This is a genomic window from Pseudomonas sp. LB3P81 (genome assembly GCF_054897965.1).
This window is the reverse complement of record NZ_JBUBVG010000001.1, coordinates 3,068,778-3,088,126: the sequence shown is the minus strand read 5'-3', so window position 1 is coordinate 3,088,126 and position 19,349 is coordinate 3,068,778. Positions and strand designations below refer to the sequence as shown.

Genomic DNA, 19,349 nt, shown 5'->3' with positions numbered 1-19,349 from the left:
TAAACGAGGCGACTCAGGCCTCAGTCGTCGTGGTAGCGATGTTTGTGCTTGTGCTTGCGATGGCCGTAGTGGTGGCCACGATCATGGTGCCCATCACGGTAGTAACGGCGATCGCCGTGGCCACGACGATCATCTTCGTCATCGCTCTTGTTACCCATGTAGTTACCCAGCGCGCCACCGGCGCCGCCACCTGCCGCGGAGCCAATCAGGCTGCCGGTGGTGCCGCCCATGCTGCGGCCGACCACGTTACCGCCCGCTGCGCCCAACGCACCGCCAATGGCCGCTTCGCCACGGCTGCGTTTGTCTGCGCCGACTGCGCTACCACCCGCGCCACCCAGGGCTGCGCCAATGGTTGAACCTGTGTTGCCGCCTAACGATTGACCGACGACCGAGCCCAAAACCCCGCCCAATGCGCCGCCCACACCTGCTTCGGTGGTGCCGCCAGCAGAAGCAATGCCACTGACCAGGCCAAGGGACAACAAGAGAATCGAGGAGAACTTCATGGGGGAACCTCAAGGGGATGACGGCGCGATCCTGAGGCTGGGGCATGGTGCTTACAATCGAAATCCGACGAATGACACGGCTTCAAAAGATATACCTAAGTTGCTGTTTTGTGGGTGGAACTTAAGTGTTTTTCGCCGGTCTTTAGCTACTTCGGAATGGCCGTTTTTGTGAAAAAACGGCCTTTTTTGTGGGCGTTTGGAAAGTTATCTTGCCGCTGAAAATCAGACAGGAACATCGTCTTGTGGCGAGGGAGGTTGCTCCCGCTGGGTCGCGAAGCGGCCCCAAAAAAGCAGCGGCTGCTGCGCAGCCGAGCGGGAGCAAGCTCCCTCGCCACAGGGTGTGCGCGTTAAGCCGATTTAGCCAAAATCAACCCAGTCTCACTCACCACTTCCAACCGGATCGCCACAAACTTCGACGTCGGCGTATGGCTGCCATCCCCGGTGCTCTCCAGCGGCACCAGCGGATTCACTTCCGGGTAATACGCCGCCGCTTGCCCCGCAGGAATATCAAACGCCAGCAGCGTGAAGCCCTTCACCCGACGCTCGCGGCCATCATCCCAGATCGAAACGATATCGGCCTTCTGCCCCGGCTTGAACCCCAGGCGAATGATGTCCGCTTCGTTAACAAACAACACATTCCGCTGACCTTTCACCCCGCGATAGCGGTCATCAAGCCCATAAATCGTGGTGTTGTACTGATCGTGGGAGCGCATCGACTGCATGATCAGATCCGGCAACACGCCCGTGGCGCGCGTTCGCTCGTGCACGAGATCCTTGGGCAGGGCGTTCGGACGGAAATTGGCGCGCCCCGACGCAGTGTTCCAGCGACGAGCACCGGCACTGTTGCCGAGGTAGAAACCGCCCGGATTCTTGATCTTCTCGTTGAAGTCCTTGAAGCCTGGAATGGTGTCGGCGATCAGTTCGCGGATGCGCCCGTAATCGGCCACCAGCCAGTTCCAGTCCACCGGTTTGCTGCCCAGGGTTGCGGCGGCGATACCGGCGATGATCGCAGGCTCGGAGCGCATCTGGTTCGACAGCGCCTGCAACTGGCCGTTGGAGGCGTGGACCATGCTGAACGAATCTTCCACGGTCACCGCTTGCGCGCCTTCGGTCTGGATATCGATGTCGGTGCGGCCCAGGCACGGCAGGATCAACGCGTCTTTGCCGTGAGCCAAATGGCTGCGGTTGAGCTTGGTGCTGATCTGCACCGTCAGGTCGCAGTTGCTCAGGGCCTGGAAGGTGCGCGGGCTGTCTGGCGTGGCTTGGGCGAAGTTACCGCCCAGACCAATGAAGACTTTCGCGCGACCGTCGGCCATGGCGTGAATCGCCTCAACCACGTTGTGGCCGTTTTCACGCGGCACCTTGAACTGAAAACGACGTTCCAGGGAGTCGAGGAATGCCTCCGGCGGACGCTCGTTGATGCCCATCGTGCGGTCGCCCTGCACGTTGCTGTGGCCACGCACCGGGCACAGGCCGGCGCCCGGCCGACCGATGTTGCCGCGCAGCAGCATCAGGTTGGCGATCTCCTGGATGGTCGCTACCGAATGGCGATGCTGGGTGATACCCATCGCCCAGCACATGATCACGTTCTTGCCTTTGGCGTACATGCGCGCGGCTTGCTCGATTTCCACGAGCGTCAGGCCGGACTGCTCGACGATCTGCTCCCACGGCGTATCGTCGACGGTGCTTAGGTATTCGAGCACGTTGACACTGTGTTCATTGAGGAAGTCGTGGTCGAACACGGCTGGCTCACCGGCTTTCTGCGCGTCGCGCTCCCATTGCAGCAGGAACTTCGCCATGCCGCGCAGCACCGCCATGTCGCCGCCCAATGCCGGGCGGAAGTACGCGGTGTTGGTCGGCTTGTCGCCGTTGGTGAGCATTTCGATCGGGTGTTGCGGGTGCTGGAAGCGTTCCAGACCACGTTCTTTGAGCGGGTTGATGCACACCACCTGCGCGCCACGTTTCACTGCTTCACGCAGCGGTTCGAGCATCCGTGGATGGTTGGTGCCGGGGTTCTGGCCCCAGACGAAAATCGCATCGGCGTGTTCGAAGTCGTCGAAGGTCACGGTGCCTTTACCGACGCCAACGCTCTGCGCCAACGCGACACCGCTGGCCTCGTGGCACATGTTCGAACAGTCGGGGAAATTATTGGTGCCATAGGCGCGAACGAACAATTGATAGAGGAAAGCCGCTTCGTTGCTGGCACGTCCCGAGGTGTAGAACTCGGCCTGATCCGGGCTCGACAAACCGCGCAGGTGTTTGGCGATCAGGGCAAAGGCGTCGTCCCAGCTGATCGGTTGGTAGCGATCGGTTTCGGCGTTGTAGCGCATCGGCTCGGTCAGGCGGCCTTGATATTCAAGCCAGTAGTCGCTCTGTTCCAGCAGCGAGGTGACGCTATGTTTGGCGAAGAATGCAGGGTCGACACGCCGCTTGGTCGCTTCCCAGTTCACCGCTTTGGCGCCGTTCTCGCAGAACATCACCATGCCCTTTTCCGGAGAATCGCCCCAGGCGCAACCCGGGCAGTCGAAGCCGCCGTTCTGATTGGTCTTGAGCATGATGCGCAGGTTTTTCAGCGCGTTGTCGCTGGTCAACCAGGCCTGGGCGACGCTGATCAGCGCGCCCCAGCCACCGGCCGGGCCTTTGTAGGGCTTGTAGCGGGGGACGGGTTTCTGGTCGGCTTGACGGTGTTGACTCACGCTTGATTCTCCAACGCCGGGCTGTAGACCCGCGGCGCGTTCTTCTGTGGCAGATGGATAAGGTTCAGGTTGTGACGGCGGGCCCATTGCACGGCAAGAACCGTGGGGGACGACAGGCTGACCAGGGTCTGGATGCCTGCGCGTAAAACCTTCTGGATCAATTCGAGACTGCAACGGCTGGTGACAATCGCCAGGCCGCCGGTGGTCGGGATCTTTTGCCGGACTAGCCCGCCAATCAGCTTGTCGAGGGCGTTGTGCCGGCCAATGTCTTCGCGGCCCAGCAGCAATTCGCCCTGACCGTTCATGAACACCGCCGCATGCACCGCGCCGCAGTGCTGGCCGAGCGGCTGGAACGCACCGATGCGTTGACGCAAGCCATCCAGCCATTCGGCGGGAGGCAACGGCGCACCGGGCAACACCTTGAGGTCCGGCAAGGCCTGCTCGACCGCTTCCACACCGCAGAGCCCGCAACCGCTGGTGCCGGCCAGTTGCCGACGCTGCTGCTTGAGGTTCCAGAAGGCGCGGTTGGCGATGGTCACTTGCGCGTACTGCGCCGCCCCTGAGCCGCTCAGTTGCAGGTCGTAAATCTCGGAAGTGTCTTCGATGATGCCGCTGCCGAGGCTGAAACCGACGATGAAGTCTTCCAGGTCCGTCGGGGTCACCAGCATCACCGCCTGACTGATGCCGTTAAAGGCAATCGCCAACGCGACTTCCTCGGCCAGCGCGGTGCTGGCCGATTCGGAGTATTGGAGGTTGCTGTAGCGGTAGGTCTGGCTGGCAGCGGGCGCTGGCGTTTCAAGGGCAGGCGCCGCGTAAACAGGACGCTTGGCGTTCATGGGGCATCACCGACGGTTTAGTCAGCTTTAAGCCTATGCGCGTCAAGTTGTCGCGTCTAATCGCTATTACTGATCTGCCGATAGATGGCGTCGATCAAGAGTTTGTCATTGATTGTTGATAGATCGCGAAACAGGCTTCCGCCAACGCCGAGCGCGGTGCGCTGCGACGCATGATCAGCCCCAGTCGGCTGAGGGTCTGAGCGTTTTCGATCGGGTGCAGACGCAAATGATCAGTGAGGTTTTCCAGACCACCGTCCAGCGGCATCACGGCGCAACACAAACCACCGTGTACAGCTTGTAACAGTTGATGCACGGCATCGGTCTGCAACAGCGGCTGCGGGGTGAGGCCGCGGCTGTGGAAATTGTGGTCGATGGACTGGCGAAAATGCATGCCGCTGGTGAGCATGCCCAGCGGCAGTTCGATCAGCGACTCCCAGCTCAGCGGCGCCTCGCCGAAGGTGAAGAAGCGCTGATCGTAGAGCAGACCCATGCGGGTTTCGCTGAACGACAGGGAATCGAAACGTTCGGCATCCAGGCGCTCCAGATACGACACACCGAGGTCCAGGCGATTGTTCGCCAGTTGTTCGAGGATCTGCTCGGAGCTCAACGCCGAGAGTTCGAAACGCAGGTTCGGGTGTTCGGCGTGCAAACGTCGCAGCAGGGGCAGCGGATCGAAACTCGACAACGGCACCACGCCCAGACGCAGCGTACCGACCAGGTTGCCGCGACAGGCAGCGGCCTCGGCCTGCAAACCGTCACAGGCTGCCAGCACGGTGCGCGCCCACGCCAGTACTCGTTCGCCCGGTGCGGTGAAGCCTTCGAAGCGCTGACCACGGTTGACCAATGGCAACTCCAGCTCTTCTTCGAGGCTGCGCAGGCGCATGGACAGGGTCGGCTGGGTGATGTGACAACGCGCGGCGGCCTGGCCGAAATGCCGGGTTTCGTCGAGGGCGATGAGGAATTTCAGCTGCTTGATGTCCATCTTCGCTCCAGGGCGCGGGAAGGTCCGGATTCTAGCGCCTGGCGGTCAGCGGCGTCATTGGTCGGGTGGGAGCTGAGGGTTGCCACCTTGGTCTAGGCTTTTGCGTCCGGAACCTGAAACCCAAGGAGAGTGCACCATGAGTATTTTTAGCTTTGTGAAAGAAGCAGGCGAAAAGCTTATCGACCTGCTGACGCCCGGCAACGCCAATGAGCAGTTGAAGGAACACATCAGCAAGGTCGGCCTGGGAAATCCGAATGTGCAGGCGACGGTGGATGGTGACAAGGTCTCGGTGATCGGTGAAGTGGCGAGCCAGGAAGAGAAGGAAAAGATCCTGCTGGCGGTGGGCAATATCGCCGGGGTCGGTAGCGTGGATGACCAGATTACGGTGACCGGGCCGGTGGTGACGGCAGCGACCTTTGTCACGGTTGTGAAGGGCGACACCCTTAGCGCGATTTCCTTGCGCGTGTATGGCGATGCCAACAAGTATCAAAAAATCTTCGAGGCGAACAAGCCGATGCTCAAGGATGTGAACAAGATTTATCCAGGGCAGTCGTTGCGGATTCCCGAATAATGTGAGGCCGTAGGAGCTGCCGAAGGCTGCGATCTTTTGATCCTGATTTTTGGCAGCTTCAAAACATCGAAGATCAAAAGATCGCAGCCTTCGGCAGCTCCTACATGGAATCAAAGCCCTGCAATCAACTCCCGATAATCGACCACCGCCGCAAACTCCGCCGTATCCTTCGGCCCCTTGCGGCTATCCGGTTCACTCACCGCCAATAAATGCGTAACCCCGAAATCTCGCGCACTGCGCAGGATCGGCAACGTATCGTCGATAAACAGGCTGCGCGCCGGATCGAAGCCGATATCCGCCTGCAATGCCTCCCAAAACTGCGGATTCTCCTTGGGAAAGCCGTAATCGTGAGAGCTGATCAACCGCTCGAAGTACGGCGCCAGTTCAATTCTTTCCAGTTTCAGTGACAGCGAATCACGGTGCGCATTGGTGATCATCACCACACGTTTGCCGGCCTTCTTGATCGCCTCCAGAAACGTATCCGCATCCGGGCGCAAAGCGATCAGGTGCGCGGTTTCCAGTTTCAGCTCGCGCACCGGCAGCTTCAGCTCGGCGCTCCAGAAATCCAGGCAATACCACTGCAACTGGCCGGCGTTGCGTTCAAACAGCGGCTGCAATTCCATCTCCGCCATGGCCCGGCTCACCCCGTGCAACTCGGCGTAACGCTGAGGCAAGTGCTCCATCCAGAAATGGTTGTCGAAGTGCAGGTCCAGCAGCGTGCCGTCCATGTCCAGCAGAACAGTGTCGATGTCGCGCCACGGCAGCAGTGACATAAAAAACTTCTCCAACGGTAAAAAAATATCCGAGGTCAACAATCAGGATAGGCCGGGTATAGTAACGCGTTCACGCCTAGGAGCTTTTCATGCGCCAGAAACCCACCATCCTCGCCCGCGAGATTGTCGCCACCAGCCGTTTGTTCTGCGTCGAAGAGCTGAAATTGCGCTTTTCCAATGGCGTGGAGCGCACTTATGAGCGACTGGTCGGCAAAGGCGCCGGGTATGGCGCGGTGATGATCGTGGCGATGCTCGATGCGGACCACGCGGTGCTGGTCGAGGAATACTGCGGCGGCACCGATGAATATGAGCTGTCGCTGCCCAAGGGCTTGATCGAACCGGGTGAAGACGTGCTGGCAGCGGCGGGGCGCGAGCTCAAGGAAGAAGCCGGGTATGGCGCGCGACAATTGGAGCATCTGACCGAGTTGTCCTTGTCGCCCGGTTACATGAGTCAGAAGATTCAGATAGTGCTGGCCACCGACCTGTATGAAGAAAGTCTTGAAGGCGACGAGCCCGAGCCAATGGGCGTGGACAAGATCAATCTGCGAGAGTTGTCGGCCCTGGCGCAGAACCCGAAATTCACCGAGGGGCGTGCCTTGGCGGCGTTGTACCTGGCCCGTGATCTGTTGACTCAGCGTGGGGTGTTCCTGCCATGAATTTTCCGCATCCATTGATGGCGCCGGTGGTTGAACTGGCGTTGAAGGCTGGCGACGCGATTCTGCCGTTCTGGCGCACCGGCACTGAAGTAACCGCCAAGGCTGACGATTCACCCGTCACCGCAGCCGACCTGGCGGCTCATCATCTGATTCTGGCCGGGCTGACCGCGCTGGACCCGAGCATTCCGGTGTTGTCCGAGGAAGACGCCAACATCCCGCAGAGCGTGCGTGCCGGCTGGCAGCGTTGGTGGCTGGTCGATCCGCTGGATGGCACCAAGGAGTTCATCTCCGGCAGCGAAGAGTTCACCGTCAACATTGCGTTGATCGAGCAGGGACGAGTGGTGTTTGGCGTGGTGTCGATGCCGACCAACGGGCGTTTCTATGTGGGTGGCGCCGGCTTGGGCGCGTGGCGTGGTGATAAAGACGTCGAGCCGTCGCCGATTCAGGTTCGCACCGTGCCCGCCCCGGGCGAGGCCTTCACGGTCGTCGCCAGTCGTCGGCATTCGAGCCCGGAGCAGGAACGCTTGCTGGCCGGACTGAGTGACAGCCTCGGTGAGCTGCAACTGGCCAATATCGGCAGTTCGCTGAAGTTTTGCCTGCTGGCGGAAGGCGCGGCGGATTGTTATCCGCGTCTGGCGCCGACTTCTCAGTGGGATACGGCTGCTGCGCAAGGTGTGCTGGAAGGGGCGGGCGGTGAAGTGCTGGATCTGAGCGGTGCGCCGTTTTGTTATCCGGCGCGGGAGTCTTTGCTGAACGAGTTTTTCCTGGCGCTGCCGGCTAAGGCTGCGTGGCGTGAAAAGTTGCTGGAACTGGCGCGCTCCTGAGTTTCACACAAATTTGTGGCGAGGGAGCTTGCTCCCGCTGGGTCGCGAAGCGGCCCCAAACCCAGGCACTGCGCAGTACCAGTTAAACCTTGTTGCCTGACTTGCGACTGCTGCGCAGCCGAGCGGGAGCAAGCTCCCTCGCCACAGGTGTTGTGTCGTTACCGATGCAGGACGTACTGCCCGGTAAACGTCACCGCATCCTCTTCACTCCCCACATTCACAATCCGCGAATGCAGCGTCAACCGTGCCCGTCCATAGCGCTGATACATCGCCACAAACCTCTTCCACACCGCCGCACTCGGTGCCTGGCAAATCGCTGTCGCGTCCATGGTCACTGGCAGCGGATAGCTGATCTGCCCTTCGTGAATCACGATATGCCCGTCTTCAATCCCTTCTTCACGCAAACGCAAATGCAGCCAGCCCCAACCTGCCAGCACCGCGCCGCAATACAGGCTGCCGCCGAACATGGTGCTCTTGTGGTTGACGTTGGCCTCCAGCGGCAAGTGCAGGCGCAGTTGCTGGTCGTGCCAGTCGAGCACTTTGACGCCCATGGCCTGCGTCAGGGGAATGTCGCGATGGAGGACTGATTCCAGGTGACGACTGTCGCGGTTCATGCTGGGCCTCTTGTTTGAAGTGATGACTCAATCGAGTTCGTCAGTGTGGCTGCTGGCGCCGCTGTCGGCGAAGTTCAGCCCGTGCTTGCGCAGTTTGTCGTGCAAGGTCTTGCGTGGAATGCCGAGGGCTTCAGCGAGGCTGCGCACCGAGCTGTGAGAGCGCGCCAGTTCGGCGGCAATCAGCGACTTCTCAAAGTTTTCCACCTGCTCGCTCAACCCGCCGCTGACCACTTCAACCATTGTGCTCGCCCCACTCTCCGGCGCGCTATTGTCCAGCGCCAGTTCCAGGCCCAGGGCAAAACGTTCGGCGACGTTCTGCAATTCCCGCACGTTGCCCGGCCAGGTGTGACGCAGCAGCAAGGCCCGTTGTCCCGGTTGCAGTTCGTGGGGCGGCAAGCCATGGCGAGCACTGGCTTCATCGGCGAAATACTGGAATAGCATCAGCGTATCTTCACCCCGTTCGCGCAACGGTGGAATGCGTAGCGGCGCGACGTTGAGACGGTAATACAAGTCGGCGCGGAAGCGCCCCTGATCGGCGGACTGGCGCAGGTCTTCCTTGGTTGCAGCGATGATGCGGATGTCCAGCGGGATCAGCTGATTGCCGCCCAGGCGCTCGACCACCCGCTCTTGCAGCAAACGCAGCAACTTCACCTGCACGTCCAGGCTCATGCTTTCGATTTCATCGAGGAAGACCGTGCCGCCGCTGGCGAATTCGAACTTGCCGATGCGACGCTTTTGCGCGCCGGTAAAGGCGCCCGGCTCGTGACCGAACAATTCGCTTTCCACCACCGATTCCGCCAGCGCCCCGGCGTTGATCGCCACGAACGGGCCGTTACGTCGGCTCGACAGATCATGCAGCGCCCGGGCTACGACCTCTTTACCGGCACCGGTTTCGCCGAGGATCAGCACGTCGGCCTTGGTCGCCGCCAGTGCGCCGATCTGCTCACGCAGGCGCAGCATCGGTGCCGATTGTCCGACCAGTCTTGTGCTCAGTTCATTGCGATCGCTCAGGGCCAGACGCAGGCTGCGGTTGTCCAGCACCAGCCGGCGCAAGGCCAATGCGCGGCGCACGCTGTCGAGCAGGGCGTCGCTGGCGAAGGGTTTTTCCAGAAAGTCATAAGCGCCGGTGCGCATCGCTTGCACCGCCAGCGGCACGTCGCCGTGACCGGTGATCAGCAGCACTGGCAGCTCCGGGTCTTGCGCGTGCAGTTCAGTCAGCAACTCAAGACCGTCCATGCCCGGCATGCGGATGTCGCTGACCACCACTCCCGGCCAGTCGCGCTCCAGTTGCCCGGCCACGCCCTTGGCTTCGGCAAGCGGCAGGATTTTCAGGCCCGCCAGGTCCAGCGTCTGGCTCAGGGCCTGACGCAGATGGGGATCGTCGTCGATCAGCACGACCTGGATGCGGTTGTCGATGGTCATGCACTTCGGTCCTCGGACGGTTGCAGGCTCACGCCCGGTGCGCCTGCGCGCAGTTTCAGGGTAATCAGGGCGCCGCCTTCCTTGTGGTTGGCGAATGACAGTTCACCCCCGAAAGCGCGCATCAGCGTCTCGCAAATCGCCAGCCCCAGACCCAGCCCCTGCGTGCGGGTCTTGGTGGTGTAGAAGGGCTCGCTGGCGCGGCCAAGGGCTTCCATGCAAAAGCCCGGGCCGTTGTCGCGAATGTACAGATTGACGCCATCGGCAGTGGATTGGGCACTCAACCAGAGTTTACGCGGCGGACCTTTTTCCGTCAGCGCGTCCAGCGCGTTGGCCAGCAGGTTGCCGAGCACCTGGCGCAAACGGGTTTCCCCGGCCTCGACCCACAACGTGGCGGCCGGCAAGTCGCGGATCAGCTCGACTTCCATGCTCCGTCGACGCTTGGCCAGCAGCGCCAGTGCGTCATCGAGTGCCGGTTGCAGCGCGACGCTTTCCGGGGCGTGGCGATCACGCCGGGCAAAGGCGCGCAGGTGGGCGATGATCGAGGCCATGCGCCCGGTCAGTTCGCTGATCAGCTTGAGGTTGCCGCGCGCATCGTCGGTGCGCTGATGATCGAGCAGCACTTCGGCGTTTTCCGCGTAGCTGCGGATCGCCGCCAGCGGTTGATTGAGTTCGTGGCTGATGCTCGCCGACATGGTCCCGAGCGCCGACAGCTTGCCGGCCTGCACCAGGTCATCCTGGGCGCGCACCAGTTCCTGCTGCGCGTGTTCGCGTTCCAGCACTTCCTGTTTCAGTCGGCGGTTGAGGCCTTCCAGATCGCTGGTGCGCTCGGCGACGCGGCCTTCCAGTTCCCGGCGGGCCTTGGCTTCGAAAGCGATGCGTTCCAGGTAGTGACGGCGGCGTTGCATCATCAGCCCGAGCAACAGCATCAACACCAGCAGCGTCGCGCCGCCGATGGCAACCACCGTGCGCACCGGGCGGTCGATCAGGGTGCGCGGCGCAAGAATGCTGACGCTCCAGCCGGTTTCGTCGATCTGCCGGGTCTGGGTCAACCACGCGTCCGGATTGAGGGTCAACGGCTTGGGGTCGCGGGTCGGGTAGGGTTGAATCGCGGTGATCGCCTCGCGCTCGGCGTCGCTCAACGGACGGGTCGCACGAAACCGCCATTCAGGCCGCGAGGTGAGAATGACCACGCCGTTGTGGTCGGTCACCAGCAGTTGTTCCGGGGTTTTACCCCAAAGGCTCTCGGTGTGGTCCAAGTCAACTTTGACCACCAGCACACCGATGATTTTTTCGCGATCACGCACCGCTGCCGCGAAGAAGTACCCGCGCTTGCCCGACGTGGTGCCCAGGCCGAAGAAGCGCCCCAGACGCCCGGCCATGGCTTCACTGAAATACGGCCGAAAGGCGAAATTGCGCCCGACGAAACTGTCGTGTTTGTCCCAGTTGGAGGCGGCGAGCGTCTTGCCCGTGGTGTCCATCAGGTACATGACTTCGGCGCCGGTCTGGGCGCTGATGTTCTTCAGCAACCGGTTGGCGTTGCCTTGCGTTACGCCGTCGTCCGGTGCCGACAGGTCTGCGCGCAGGGCCGGCAGGTCGCCAAGAATCTGCGGCAATACTTCATAGCGATGCAGCGTGCCCAGCAGGTTGGCGACGTACAGGTCGAGGGTCTGACGGTTCTGCCCGGCCAGTTCGCTGCGGTAATAGCGCTCGGCCAGATGCTCCAGCGGCCACAGCAAGGGCGCCAGGCACAGCGCGAGCAGGGCCAGGCTGCGCCAGCGGGGTCGGCGGGGGAGGGTCGGGTTCATGAGCATCAGGCGCCTGTGGGTACAGGCGCATTATGCCTAGGCTTGTCCGGCAAGACACTCGCGCAGCGCGGTTTGCCAGTCCGGCTGACGGACGCCCCATTCGCGCAGCAGGCGACTGCAATCCAGTCGTGAGTTCAGCGGTCGAGTGGCGGGTGTCGGGTAGTCGCTGGTGGTAATCGGCAGCAGGTTTGCGCAAGGCTTTCCCTGTTCCCGCAGCGCTTCGCCGATGGCCTGGGCGAAACCGAACCACGAGGTTTCACCCTGCGCGGTCAGGTGATAGGTGCCCCAGGCACCGGTCTCGCCGGCCTGCCAGCGTTCGATCAGGGCGAGTGTGCTGTTGGCAATCGTGCCGGCCCAGGTGGGCGCTCCGAACTGGTCGGCGACGATGCGCAGCTCCGGTTTTTCTTGCAGCAGACGTTGCATGGTCAGCAGGAAATTGTGGCCATGGGTCGAGTAAACCCAACTGGTCCGCAAAATCAGATGCTTGCCCTGTACTGCCGTGATTGCTTGTTCGCCGGCCAGTTTGCTCTGGCCGTAGACGCCCAGCGGATGAGGCGCGTCGGCTTCGTTGTAAGGCTCCGTCTTGCTGCCGTCGAACACATAATCGGTGGAGTAATGGATCAGCGGAATGCCAAGCGCCAAGGCTTCTTCGGCGAGAATGCCGGGGGCCTCCGCGTTGACGGCGAAGGCTGCTGCCGCATCGCCTTCAGCCTTGTCGACCGCGGTATAAGCCGCGGCGTTGATGATCAGATCGGGACGAACGCGCCGGACTTGCTGACGAATCTGCTCCGGTTGAGCCAGGTCTAGCTGATCGCGACCTGGAACCACCAACTCACCGAGTACACCCAGGCGCTTCTGTAACTCACTTGAAACCTGTCCATGCTGACCGCTGATAAGAATTCTCATGGAAACAGATCAATCTCTTGCAAGGTTTTACCTAGTAGGTCTTTGGCCGAAAGCTGGGGGGCTTCATCCAGTTGCCAATCGATGGCGAGCGTCGGATCGTCCCAACGGATGCAACGTTCGGCGGACGGGTTGTAATAGTCCGTGGTCTTGTAGAGGAACTCGGCGAACTCGCTCAAGACAACAAACCCATGGGCGAAACCTTCGGGAACCCAAAGTTGGCGACGGTTTTCTGCGGACAAGCGCACCGCCACCCATTTGCCGAAATTCGCTGAGCTGCGACGAACATCGACGGCGACATCGAGCACTTCACCGACTGTCACCCGCACCAGTTTCCCCTGGGTGTTTTCCAGCTGGTAATGCAGACCACGCAGCACGCCTTTTTGTGAGCGCGAATGGTTGTCCTGAACGAACTGCCTGTTCAGGCCGGTCGCCTCTTCGAATGCCTTGGCATTGAAGCTTTCGTAGAAAAAGCCGCGCTCGTCGCCGAAGACCTTGGGCTCAAGGATCAACACTTCAGGCAGCGCGGTTTCAATCACATTCATTGTCCACCCTCCGCCAGTTTGTAAAGGTACTGACCATAACCGGTCTTGCCAAAATACTTGGCGCGCTCGAGCAAATGCTCGCGGTCGATCCAGCCTTTTTCGTAAGCGATTTCTTCGAGGCAGGCCACTTTCAGCCCTTGGCGATGCTCGATGGTCTGCACGTACTGGGACGCTTCAAGCAGGCTGTCGTGAGTGCCGGTATCCAGCCAGGCGAAGCCGCGACCGAAGCGCTCGACCTGCAGATCGCCACGCTTGAGGTAGGCATTGTTCACGTCGGTGATCTCCAGTTCACCGCGAGGCGAGGGCTTCACGGCTTTGGCGATCTCGATCACGTCGTTGTCGTAGAAGTACAGGCCGGTCACTGCGTAGCTGGATTTCGGTACTTTCGGCTTTTCTTCGATCGACAGGGCGCGGCCTTCGTCGTCGAAATCGATCACGCCGAAGCGCTCCGGGTCCTTGACCCAGTAACCGAACACGGTGGCGCCAGACGAGCGATCAACGGCGTTATTCAACTGTTCGCTGAAGCGCTGACCGTGGAAGATGTTGTCGCCGAGGATCAGGCACACCGGATCCTTGCCAATGAACTCTTCACCAATCAGGAAGGCCTGGGCCAGGCCATCCGGCGACGGCTGTTCGGCGTAGCTGAAATGCACGCCGAACTGACTGCCATCACCCAGCAGGTTGCGGTACTGCGGCAGGTCCTGCGGAGTGGAGATCACCAGGATTTCCTTGATGCCGGCCAGCATCAGGACCGAGATCGGGTAGTAGATCATCGGTTTGTCGTAGATCGGCAACAGCTGTTTGGACACGCCCAGCGTGATCGGGTGCAGACGTGTGCCCGAACCACCGGCCAGAACAATTCCTTTCATCATGCGATCAACTCCTTGGTATTGATGGCGCCCAGTCGTTCACCCTGATAGCTGCCGTCCTGAACCCGGCGGCACCACTCGAGGTTTTCCAGATACCACTGGACGGTTTTGCGCAGGCCGGTCTCGAAGGTTTCTTCGGGCTTCCAGCCGAGTTCGCGCTCAATTTTGCTGGCATCGATCGCGTAGCGCAGGTCATGGCCAGGACGGTCCTGGACGAAAGTAATCAGGTCGGCGAAATGTGCGACGCCTTCAGGCTTGTTCGGCGCCAGATCTTCAAGCAGTGCGCAGATGCCACGTACCACGTCGATGTTCTTCTGCTCGTTGTGACCGCCGATGTTGTAGGTCTCGCCGACGACCCCTTCGGTGACCACTTTGAACAACGCCCGGGCGTGATCCTCGACAAACAGCCAGTCGCGAACCTGCAGGCCGTTACCGTAAACAGGCAGCGGCTTGCCGGCCAGGGCGTTGAGAATCACCAGCGGGATCAGTTTTTCGGGGAAGTGGAACGGTCCGTAATTGTTCGAGCAGTTGGTCAGCAATACCGGCAGGCCGTAAGTGCGTTGCCAGGCACGGACCAGGTGGTCGGAAGCCGCCTTGCTGGCGGAATACGGCGAGCTTGGTGCGTACGGAGTCGTTTCCGTAAACAGATCATCGACGCCATGCAGGTCGCCGTAGACCTCATCGGTGGAGATGTGGTGAAAGCGGAAAGCGCTTTTCTCCGGTTCGGCCAGGGTTTGCCAGTAGGCGCGGGTCGCCTCCAGGAGGCTGTAGGTGCCGACGATATTGGTTTGAATGAAATCCGACGGACCGTCGATGGAACGGTCGACGTGGGATTCTGCCGCCAAGTGCATGATTGCATGAGGCTGGAAACGTGCCAGCACGGCGCTGACGGCGGCCTGATCAACGATATCGGCCTGCACGAATTCGTAGCGTGTGTCGTTGGCAATGCTGGTCAGCGATTCGAGATTGCCGGCGTAGGTCAGTTTGTCCAGATTGAGCACTTCATGCCCGGTGTGCCGAATCAGATGGCGAACCAGGGCAGAGCCAATGAAACCGGCACCGCCGGTGATGAGAATACGCATATTGGCCAGCCTTTATCTGTAAGACGATTGAAGCAAATGAGCATAGCTTGTCGGCACGAGAGGGGTGGCGCAATAGGGTTGTGACGTCTATTTGGGTTTTGACCCGTTAACAGGGGTTGATTATCGACCGATGCGGTGGCGATATAAGCGCCTAATAACATTTCAGGGGTCGTTGTATGCCGCTCGCCACGTTGATTCATCGCGCCAGTTTGCCCAGCCCGCAAGTATCTGCGGAGCAAGCGCTAGAGCTGCTCGAAGGGCATTACGGGCTGAGCGGACGGTTGCAGGCCCTTGGCAGCCAGCAGGATCTCAACTTCCGCGTCGAGAGCACGCAGGGGCGTTTCGTCCTTAAAATCTGCCGGGGCGACTATTCGGCGCTGGAGCTGCAAGCCCAGCACGCGGGGCTCAAGCATCTGGCCGAGCACTCCGGCGTGCCGGTGCCGCGAGTGATTGCGGCGCAAAACGGCGCCGATCTGCTTTCACTTGAAGTCGGCGGACAAGCGGTGCACGTGCGCCTGCTCGAATACATCGAGGGCCAGTCGCTCACGCACCTGGACCATCTGCCCGGTCCAGTGGTGGCCGGTTTCGGTCGGCTCTGCGGTGAAATGGACCAGGCGCTGGCCGATTTCAACCATGCGGGTCTTGAACGCACCCTTCAGTGGGATGCGCGCCACGCCAACACCTTGATCGCGCATTTGCTGCCGGTCATTGAAGAGGACGCGCAACGAGCGTTGATCGCGCAAGTGGCCGAACAGGCCGAGCGGCATTTGCAGCCGCTGGTGGACAAGTTGCCGGTGCAGGCCATCCACATGGACATCACCGATGACAATGTGGTCTGGCAGCGCGATGCGCAACGCCAGTGGCAACTGCAGGGCGTAATCGATTTCGGTGACCTGGTCCGCACTTGGCGCATCACCGACCTCTCGGTGACCTGCGCGGCGCTGCTGCACCATGCCGGTGGCGATCCGTTCTATATCTTGCCGGCGGTTCAGGCCTATCACGCAGTCAATCCGTTGCAACACGAAGAGTTGCTGGCGCTGTGGCCACTGATTGTCGCGCGGGCGGCGGTATTGGTGCTCAGCGGTGAACAGCAGGTCAGCATTGATCCGGGTAACCAATACAGTCGCGACAACCTGACCCACGAATGGGAGATTTTCCGCGTTGCCACCTCGGTGCCGCTGGCGTTGATGGAAGCGGCGATCCTCACCGCTGTCGGCCAGAGCCTGCCAGACATCGGCAGCGAAGGCTTCGTCCCGCTGCTGCCGAGCCTGGTCGGGCGTGAATTCGCCTTGATCGACCTTGGCGTACTGAGCCCGCATTTCGAGGCTGGTAACTGGGAGCAGGAAGGGATCGATCAGCGGTTGTTGAGCGAAGCGGCTGCAGGTCACGGCCTGGCGGCGAGCCGTTATGGACAATACCGTTTGTCCCGCACCCGCCCCGACAGTGCCGGCGAACCGGACACGTGCCCGCTGCATGTCGAGTTGCGGGTGCCCCACGGCACGGCGGTAGAATCGCCATTTGCCGGGGTGGTCCATCAACCGGCGCCGGGTGTGTTGCAACTCGACGGCCCGCAATTGAGCGTGCGGCTGTGGGGCGTGACGCCGTCGCTGCACACCGGTGCGGCACTGGTCAAAGGCCAGGTTTTGGGCGCGGTCAGCGGTCCGTTGCGGGTGCAGTTGTGCCGAGGCGCTTCGTTCGATGCGCCGTTGTTTTGCACGCCGTCTCGTGCGGCGGCCTGGCAAGCGTTGTGTCCGTCGCCGGCGGCGCTGCTGGGGCTGGCGTGCGATGCTGAAGCGGAGCTTGATTCACAGACCTTGCTGGCGCGCCGCGACGCCAGTTTCGCCCGGACCCAGAAACACTATTACGTCGACCCGCCACGCATCGAACGCGGCTGGCGCAACCACTTGATCGACATGCAGGGCCGTTCCTACCTCGACATGCTCAACAACGTCGCGGTGCTCGGTCACGGTCATCCGCGCATGGCCGCGGTGGCCAGCCGTCAGTGGTCGCTGCTCAACACCAACTCGCGATTCAACTACGCGGCGGTCGCCGAGTTTTCCGAGCGGTTGCTGAAGTTGTCGCCGGATGGCATGGACCGGGTGTTCCTGGTCAACAGCGGCAGCGAGGCCAACGACCTGGCGATCCGCCTGGCGTGGGCCTACAGCGGCGGTCGCGACATCGTCAGCGTGCTGGAGGCGTATCACGGCTGGACGGTGGGCGCGGACGCGGTCTCGACGTCGATTGCCGACAATCCCAAGGCCTTGAGCAGCCGCCCGGACTGGGTGCACCCGGTGACGGCACCGAACACTTATCGCGGTGAATTCCGTGGTCCGGACAGTGCGCCGGATTATGTGCGCAGCGTCGAACACAACCTGGCGAAAATCGCCGCGCAAGGGCGCCCGCTGGCCGGTTTCATTTGCGAGCCGGTGTACGGCAATGCCGGCGGCATCTCGCTGCCGCCGGGGTATTTGAAACAGGTCTACGGCTTGGTTCGCGCCCAGGGCGGCGTGTGCATCGCCGACGAAGTGCAGGTGGGATACGGGCGCATGGGCCATTTCTTCTGGGGCTTCGAAGAGCAGGGCGTGGTGCCGGACATCATCACCATGGCCAAAGGCATGGGCAACGGCCAGCCGCTGGGCGCGGTGATCACCCGCCGGGAAATCGCCGAAGCGCTGGAGGCAGAAGGTTATTTCTTCTCGTCGGCGGGTGGTAGCCCGGTCAGTTGCCAGATCGGCATGGCCGTCCTGGATGTGATGGAAGAGGAAAAACTCTGGGAAAACGCCCAGGTCGTGGGCGGGTATTTCAAGGAGCGCCTGGAAGCGCTCGTCGACAGTCATCCGCTGGTGGGCGCGGTGCACGGCTCCGGGTTTTATCTGGGCGTCGAATTGATCCGCAACCGCGAAACCCTGGAACCGGCGACCGAAGAAACCACGGCGCTGTGTGATCGCCTGCGGGAGTTGGGGATTTTCATGCAGCCGACGGGGGATTATCTGAACGTCCTCAAGATCAAACCGCCGATGGTGACCTCGCGCCGGAGTGTGGATTTCTTTGTCGACATGCTGGCGAAGGTGTTCGCCGAGGGTTTGTAAACACATCCCCCCTGTGGGAGCGGGCTTGCTCGCGAATGCGGTGGATCAGCCGACATTTATGTTGATTGACACACCGCATTCGCGAGCAAGCCCGCTCCCACAAGGGATGTGTTTTAGTCGATTCTTATCGGGTTTAAGTGCTGCTGTTTTCGACGGAAGGAAGATTAATCGCTTTTAAAGCCGATTTTTATCGGCTATAAAGTCGCCATTGCCGCGACGTGCCTCATCACGCCCGGCGCTTCCTTTTCTGTCATCGGTCGATGCCAAACTCGACCCACAGCACTTGCCCGGAGATGATTCATGAGCCGTATCGTTACCGTCGCCGCCACCCAGATGGCCTGTTCCTGGGACCTTGAAGCCAACCTCGAAACAGCTGAAAGGCTGGTCCGTGAGGCCGCAGCCAAAGGCGCACAGATCATCCTGATCCAGGAACTGTTCGAGGCGCCGTACTTCTGCCAGAAGCCAAATCCGGATTACCTGCAACTGGCCACGACGGTTGAAGACAACGTCGCCATCAAGCATTTCCAGAAAGTCGCCAAAGAACTGCAAGTGGTGCTGCCGATCAGCTTCTACGAACTGGCTGGCCGCGCGCGTTTCAACAGCATCGCGATCATCGATGCCGACGGCAGCAACCTCGGGATTTATCGTAAAAGCCACATCCCGGACGGCCCTGGCTACCACGAGAAGTACTACTTCAACCCGGGCGACACCGGCTTCAAAGTGTGGAACACCCGTTACGCGAAAATCGGCGTGGGCATCTGCTGGGATCAGTGGTTCCCTGAGTGTGCCCGCAGCATGGCGTTGCTGGGTGCGGAAATCCTGTTCTACCCGACCGCCATCGGCAGCGAGCCGCACGACAAGACCATTTCGTCCCGCGACCACTGGCAGCGTGTACAACAGGGCCATGCCGGCGCCAACCTGATGCCGCTGATCGCCAGCAACCGTATCGGCAATGAAGAGCAGGACGGCTACGACATTACCTTCTACGGCTCGTCGTTCATCGCCAATCAGTTCGGCGAGAAAGTCCAGGAGCTCGATAAAATCGAAGAAGGCGTGCTGGTTCACAGCTTCGACCTCGACGAGCTGGAGCACATTCGCAGCGCATGGGGCTCGTTCCGTGATCGCCGCCCAAACCTATACAATGCGATTAAAACCCTCGACGGTTCTCTGGAGTCCTGA

17 protein-coding genes are annotated in these 19,349 nt (G+C 61.0%); 5 read left to right on the top strand and 12 right to left on the bottom strand.

All coding sequences use genetic code 11. The features are described 5' to 3' along the window. Positions 1-20: 20 nt before the first annotated feature. The 4 genes from ACYZTL_RS14225 to ACYZTL_RS14210 all read right to left on the bottom strand — a co-directional run bounded on the left by ACYZTL_RS14225 (position 21) and on the right by ACYZTL_RS14210 (position 5,017). Positions 21-503, bottom strand: coding sequence for a glycine zipper domain-containing protein (locus ACYZTL_RS14225; protein ID WP_461952322.1), 483 nt, complete (start codon positions 501-503; stop codon positions 21-23). Between the two features lie 347 nt (positions 504-850). Continuing rightward, on the bottom strand, positions 851-3,199 hold the full coding sequence (locus tag ACYZTL_RS14220) for an FdhF/YdeP family oxidoreductase (RefSeq protein ID WP_461952321.1): 2,349 nt from the start codon (positions 3,197-3,199) through the stop codon (positions 851-853). Next, entirely contained in the window at positions 3,196-4,035 is an 840-nt protein-coding gene (gene fdhD, locus ACYZTL_RS14215) for a formate dehydrogenase accessory sulfurtransferase FdhD (RefSeq protein ID WP_461952320.1), read from the bottom strand. The genes ACYZTL_RS14220 and fdhD overlap by 4 nt, the downstream gene beginning before the upstream one ends. 94 nt (positions 4,036-4,129) lie before the next feature. Next, positions 4,130-5,017: a LysR family transcriptional regulator gene (locus ACYZTL_RS14210; RefSeq protein ID WP_461952319.1), complete on the bottom strand. Its 888-nt coding sequence runs from the start codon at positions 5,015-5,017 to the stop codon at positions 4,130-4,132. Between the two features lie 136 nt (positions 5,018-5,153). On the opposite strand from ACYZTL_RS14210, the gene lysM reads away from it, so the two are divergent. Beyond that, positions 5,154-5,588 (top strand): peptidoglycan-binding protein LysM, encoded by a 435-nt coding sequence (gene lysM / locus ACYZTL_RS14205; RefSeq protein ID WP_461952318.1) that lies wholly within the window; start codon positions 5,154-5,156, stop codon positions 5,586-5,588. Between the two features lie 110 nt (positions 5,589-5,698). Here lysM and yrfG read toward each other — a convergent pair whose 3' ends face one another. Further along, positions 5,699-6,361, bottom strand: a complete 663-nt coding sequence (gene yrfG / locus ACYZTL_RS14200; protein ID WP_461952317.1) for a GMP/IMP nucleotidase — start codon at positions 6,359-6,361, stop codon at positions 5,699-5,701. Positions 6,362-6,450: 89 nt separating this feature from the next. Here yrfG and nudE point away from each other — a divergent pair, with 89 nt between their 5' ends. Continuing rightward, the gene (gene nudE, locus ACYZTL_RS14195) at positions 6,451-7,017 is read left to right on the top strand and encodes an ADP compounds hydrolase NudE (RefSeq protein ID WP_461952316.1); all 567 of its coding nucleotides are present in this window, start codon (positions 6,451-6,453) and stop codon (positions 7,015-7,017) included. Continuing rightward, complete coding sequence (gene cysQ, locus ACYZTL_RS14190) at positions 7,014-7,841, top strand: 3'(2'),5'-bisphosphate nucleotidase CysQ (protein WP_461952315.1); 828 nt, start codon at positions 7,014-7,016, stop codon at positions 7,839-7,841. Before nudE ends, cysQ begins: the two co-directional genes overlap by 4 nt. A gap of 158 nt (positions 7,842-7,999) precedes the next feature. Here cysQ and ACYZTL_RS14185 read toward each other — a convergent pair whose 3' ends face one another. Genes ACYZTL_RS14185 through rfbB form a run of 7 tightly spaced genes read right to left on the bottom strand, consistent with a single transcriptional unit; the run spans position 8,000 to position 15,081 of the window. Then, a complete protein-coding gene (locus ACYZTL_RS14185) occupies positions 8,000-8,455 on the bottom strand; it encodes a thioesterase domain-containing protein (RefSeq protein ID WP_461952314.1) in 456 nt (151 codons plus the stop codon). Between the two features lie 27 nt (positions 8,456-8,482). Further along, a complete protein-coding gene (locus tag ACYZTL_RS14180; protein WP_461952313.1) occupies positions 8,483-9,877 on the bottom strand; it encodes a sigma-54-dependent transcriptional regulator in 1,395 nt (464 codons plus the stop codon). Further along, on the bottom strand, positions 9,874-11,682 hold the full coding sequence (locus ACYZTL_RS14175; protein WP_461952312.1) for a sensor histidine kinase: 1,809 nt from the start codon (positions 11,680-11,682) through the stop codon (positions 9,874-9,876). Before ACYZTL_RS14175 ends, ACYZTL_RS14180 begins: the two co-directional genes overlap by 4 nt. Before the next feature lie 36 nt (positions 11,683-11,718). Continuing rightward, a complete protein-coding gene (rfbD, locus tag ACYZTL_RS14170) occupies positions 11,719-12,588 on the bottom strand; it encodes a dTDP-4-dehydrorhamnose reductase (RefSeq protein WP_461952311.1) in 870 nt (289 codons plus the stop codon). Further along, positions 12,585-13,130: a dTDP-4-dehydrorhamnose 3,5-epimerase gene (gene rfbC / locus ACYZTL_RS14165; protein ID WP_461952310.1), complete on the bottom strand. Its 546-nt coding sequence runs from the start codon at positions 13,128-13,130 to the stop codon at positions 12,585-12,587. Before rfbC ends, rfbD begins: the two co-directional genes overlap by 4 nt. After that, entirely contained in the window at positions 13,127-14,002 is an 876-nt protein-coding gene (gene rfbA, locus ACYZTL_RS14160) for a glucose-1-phosphate thymidylyltransferase RfbA (RefSeq protein WP_461952309.1), read from the bottom strand. The genes rfbC and rfbA overlap by 4 nt, the downstream gene beginning before the upstream one ends. Beyond that, a complete protein-coding gene (gene rfbB / locus ACYZTL_RS14155; protein WP_461952308.1) occupies positions 13,999-15,081 on the bottom strand; it encodes a dTDP-glucose 4,6-dehydratase in 1,083 nt (360 codons plus the stop codon). Before rfbB ends, rfbA begins: the two co-directional genes overlap by 4 nt. A 176-nt stretch (positions 15,082-15,257) precedes the next feature. Here rfbB and ACYZTL_RS14150 point away from each other — a divergent pair, with 176 nt between their 5' ends. Both ACYZTL_RS14150 and aguB read left to right on the top strand, forming a co-directional pair. Continuing rightward, entirely contained in the window at positions 15,258-18,170 is a 2,913-nt protein-coding gene (locus ACYZTL_RS14150; protein WP_461952307.1) for an aminotransferase, read from the top strand. 300 nt (positions 18,171-18,470) lie between these two features. Beyond that, entirely contained in the window at positions 18,471-19,349 is an 879-nt protein-coding gene (gene aguB / locus ACYZTL_RS14145; RefSeq protein WP_461952306.1) for an N-carbamoylputrescine amidase, read from the top strand.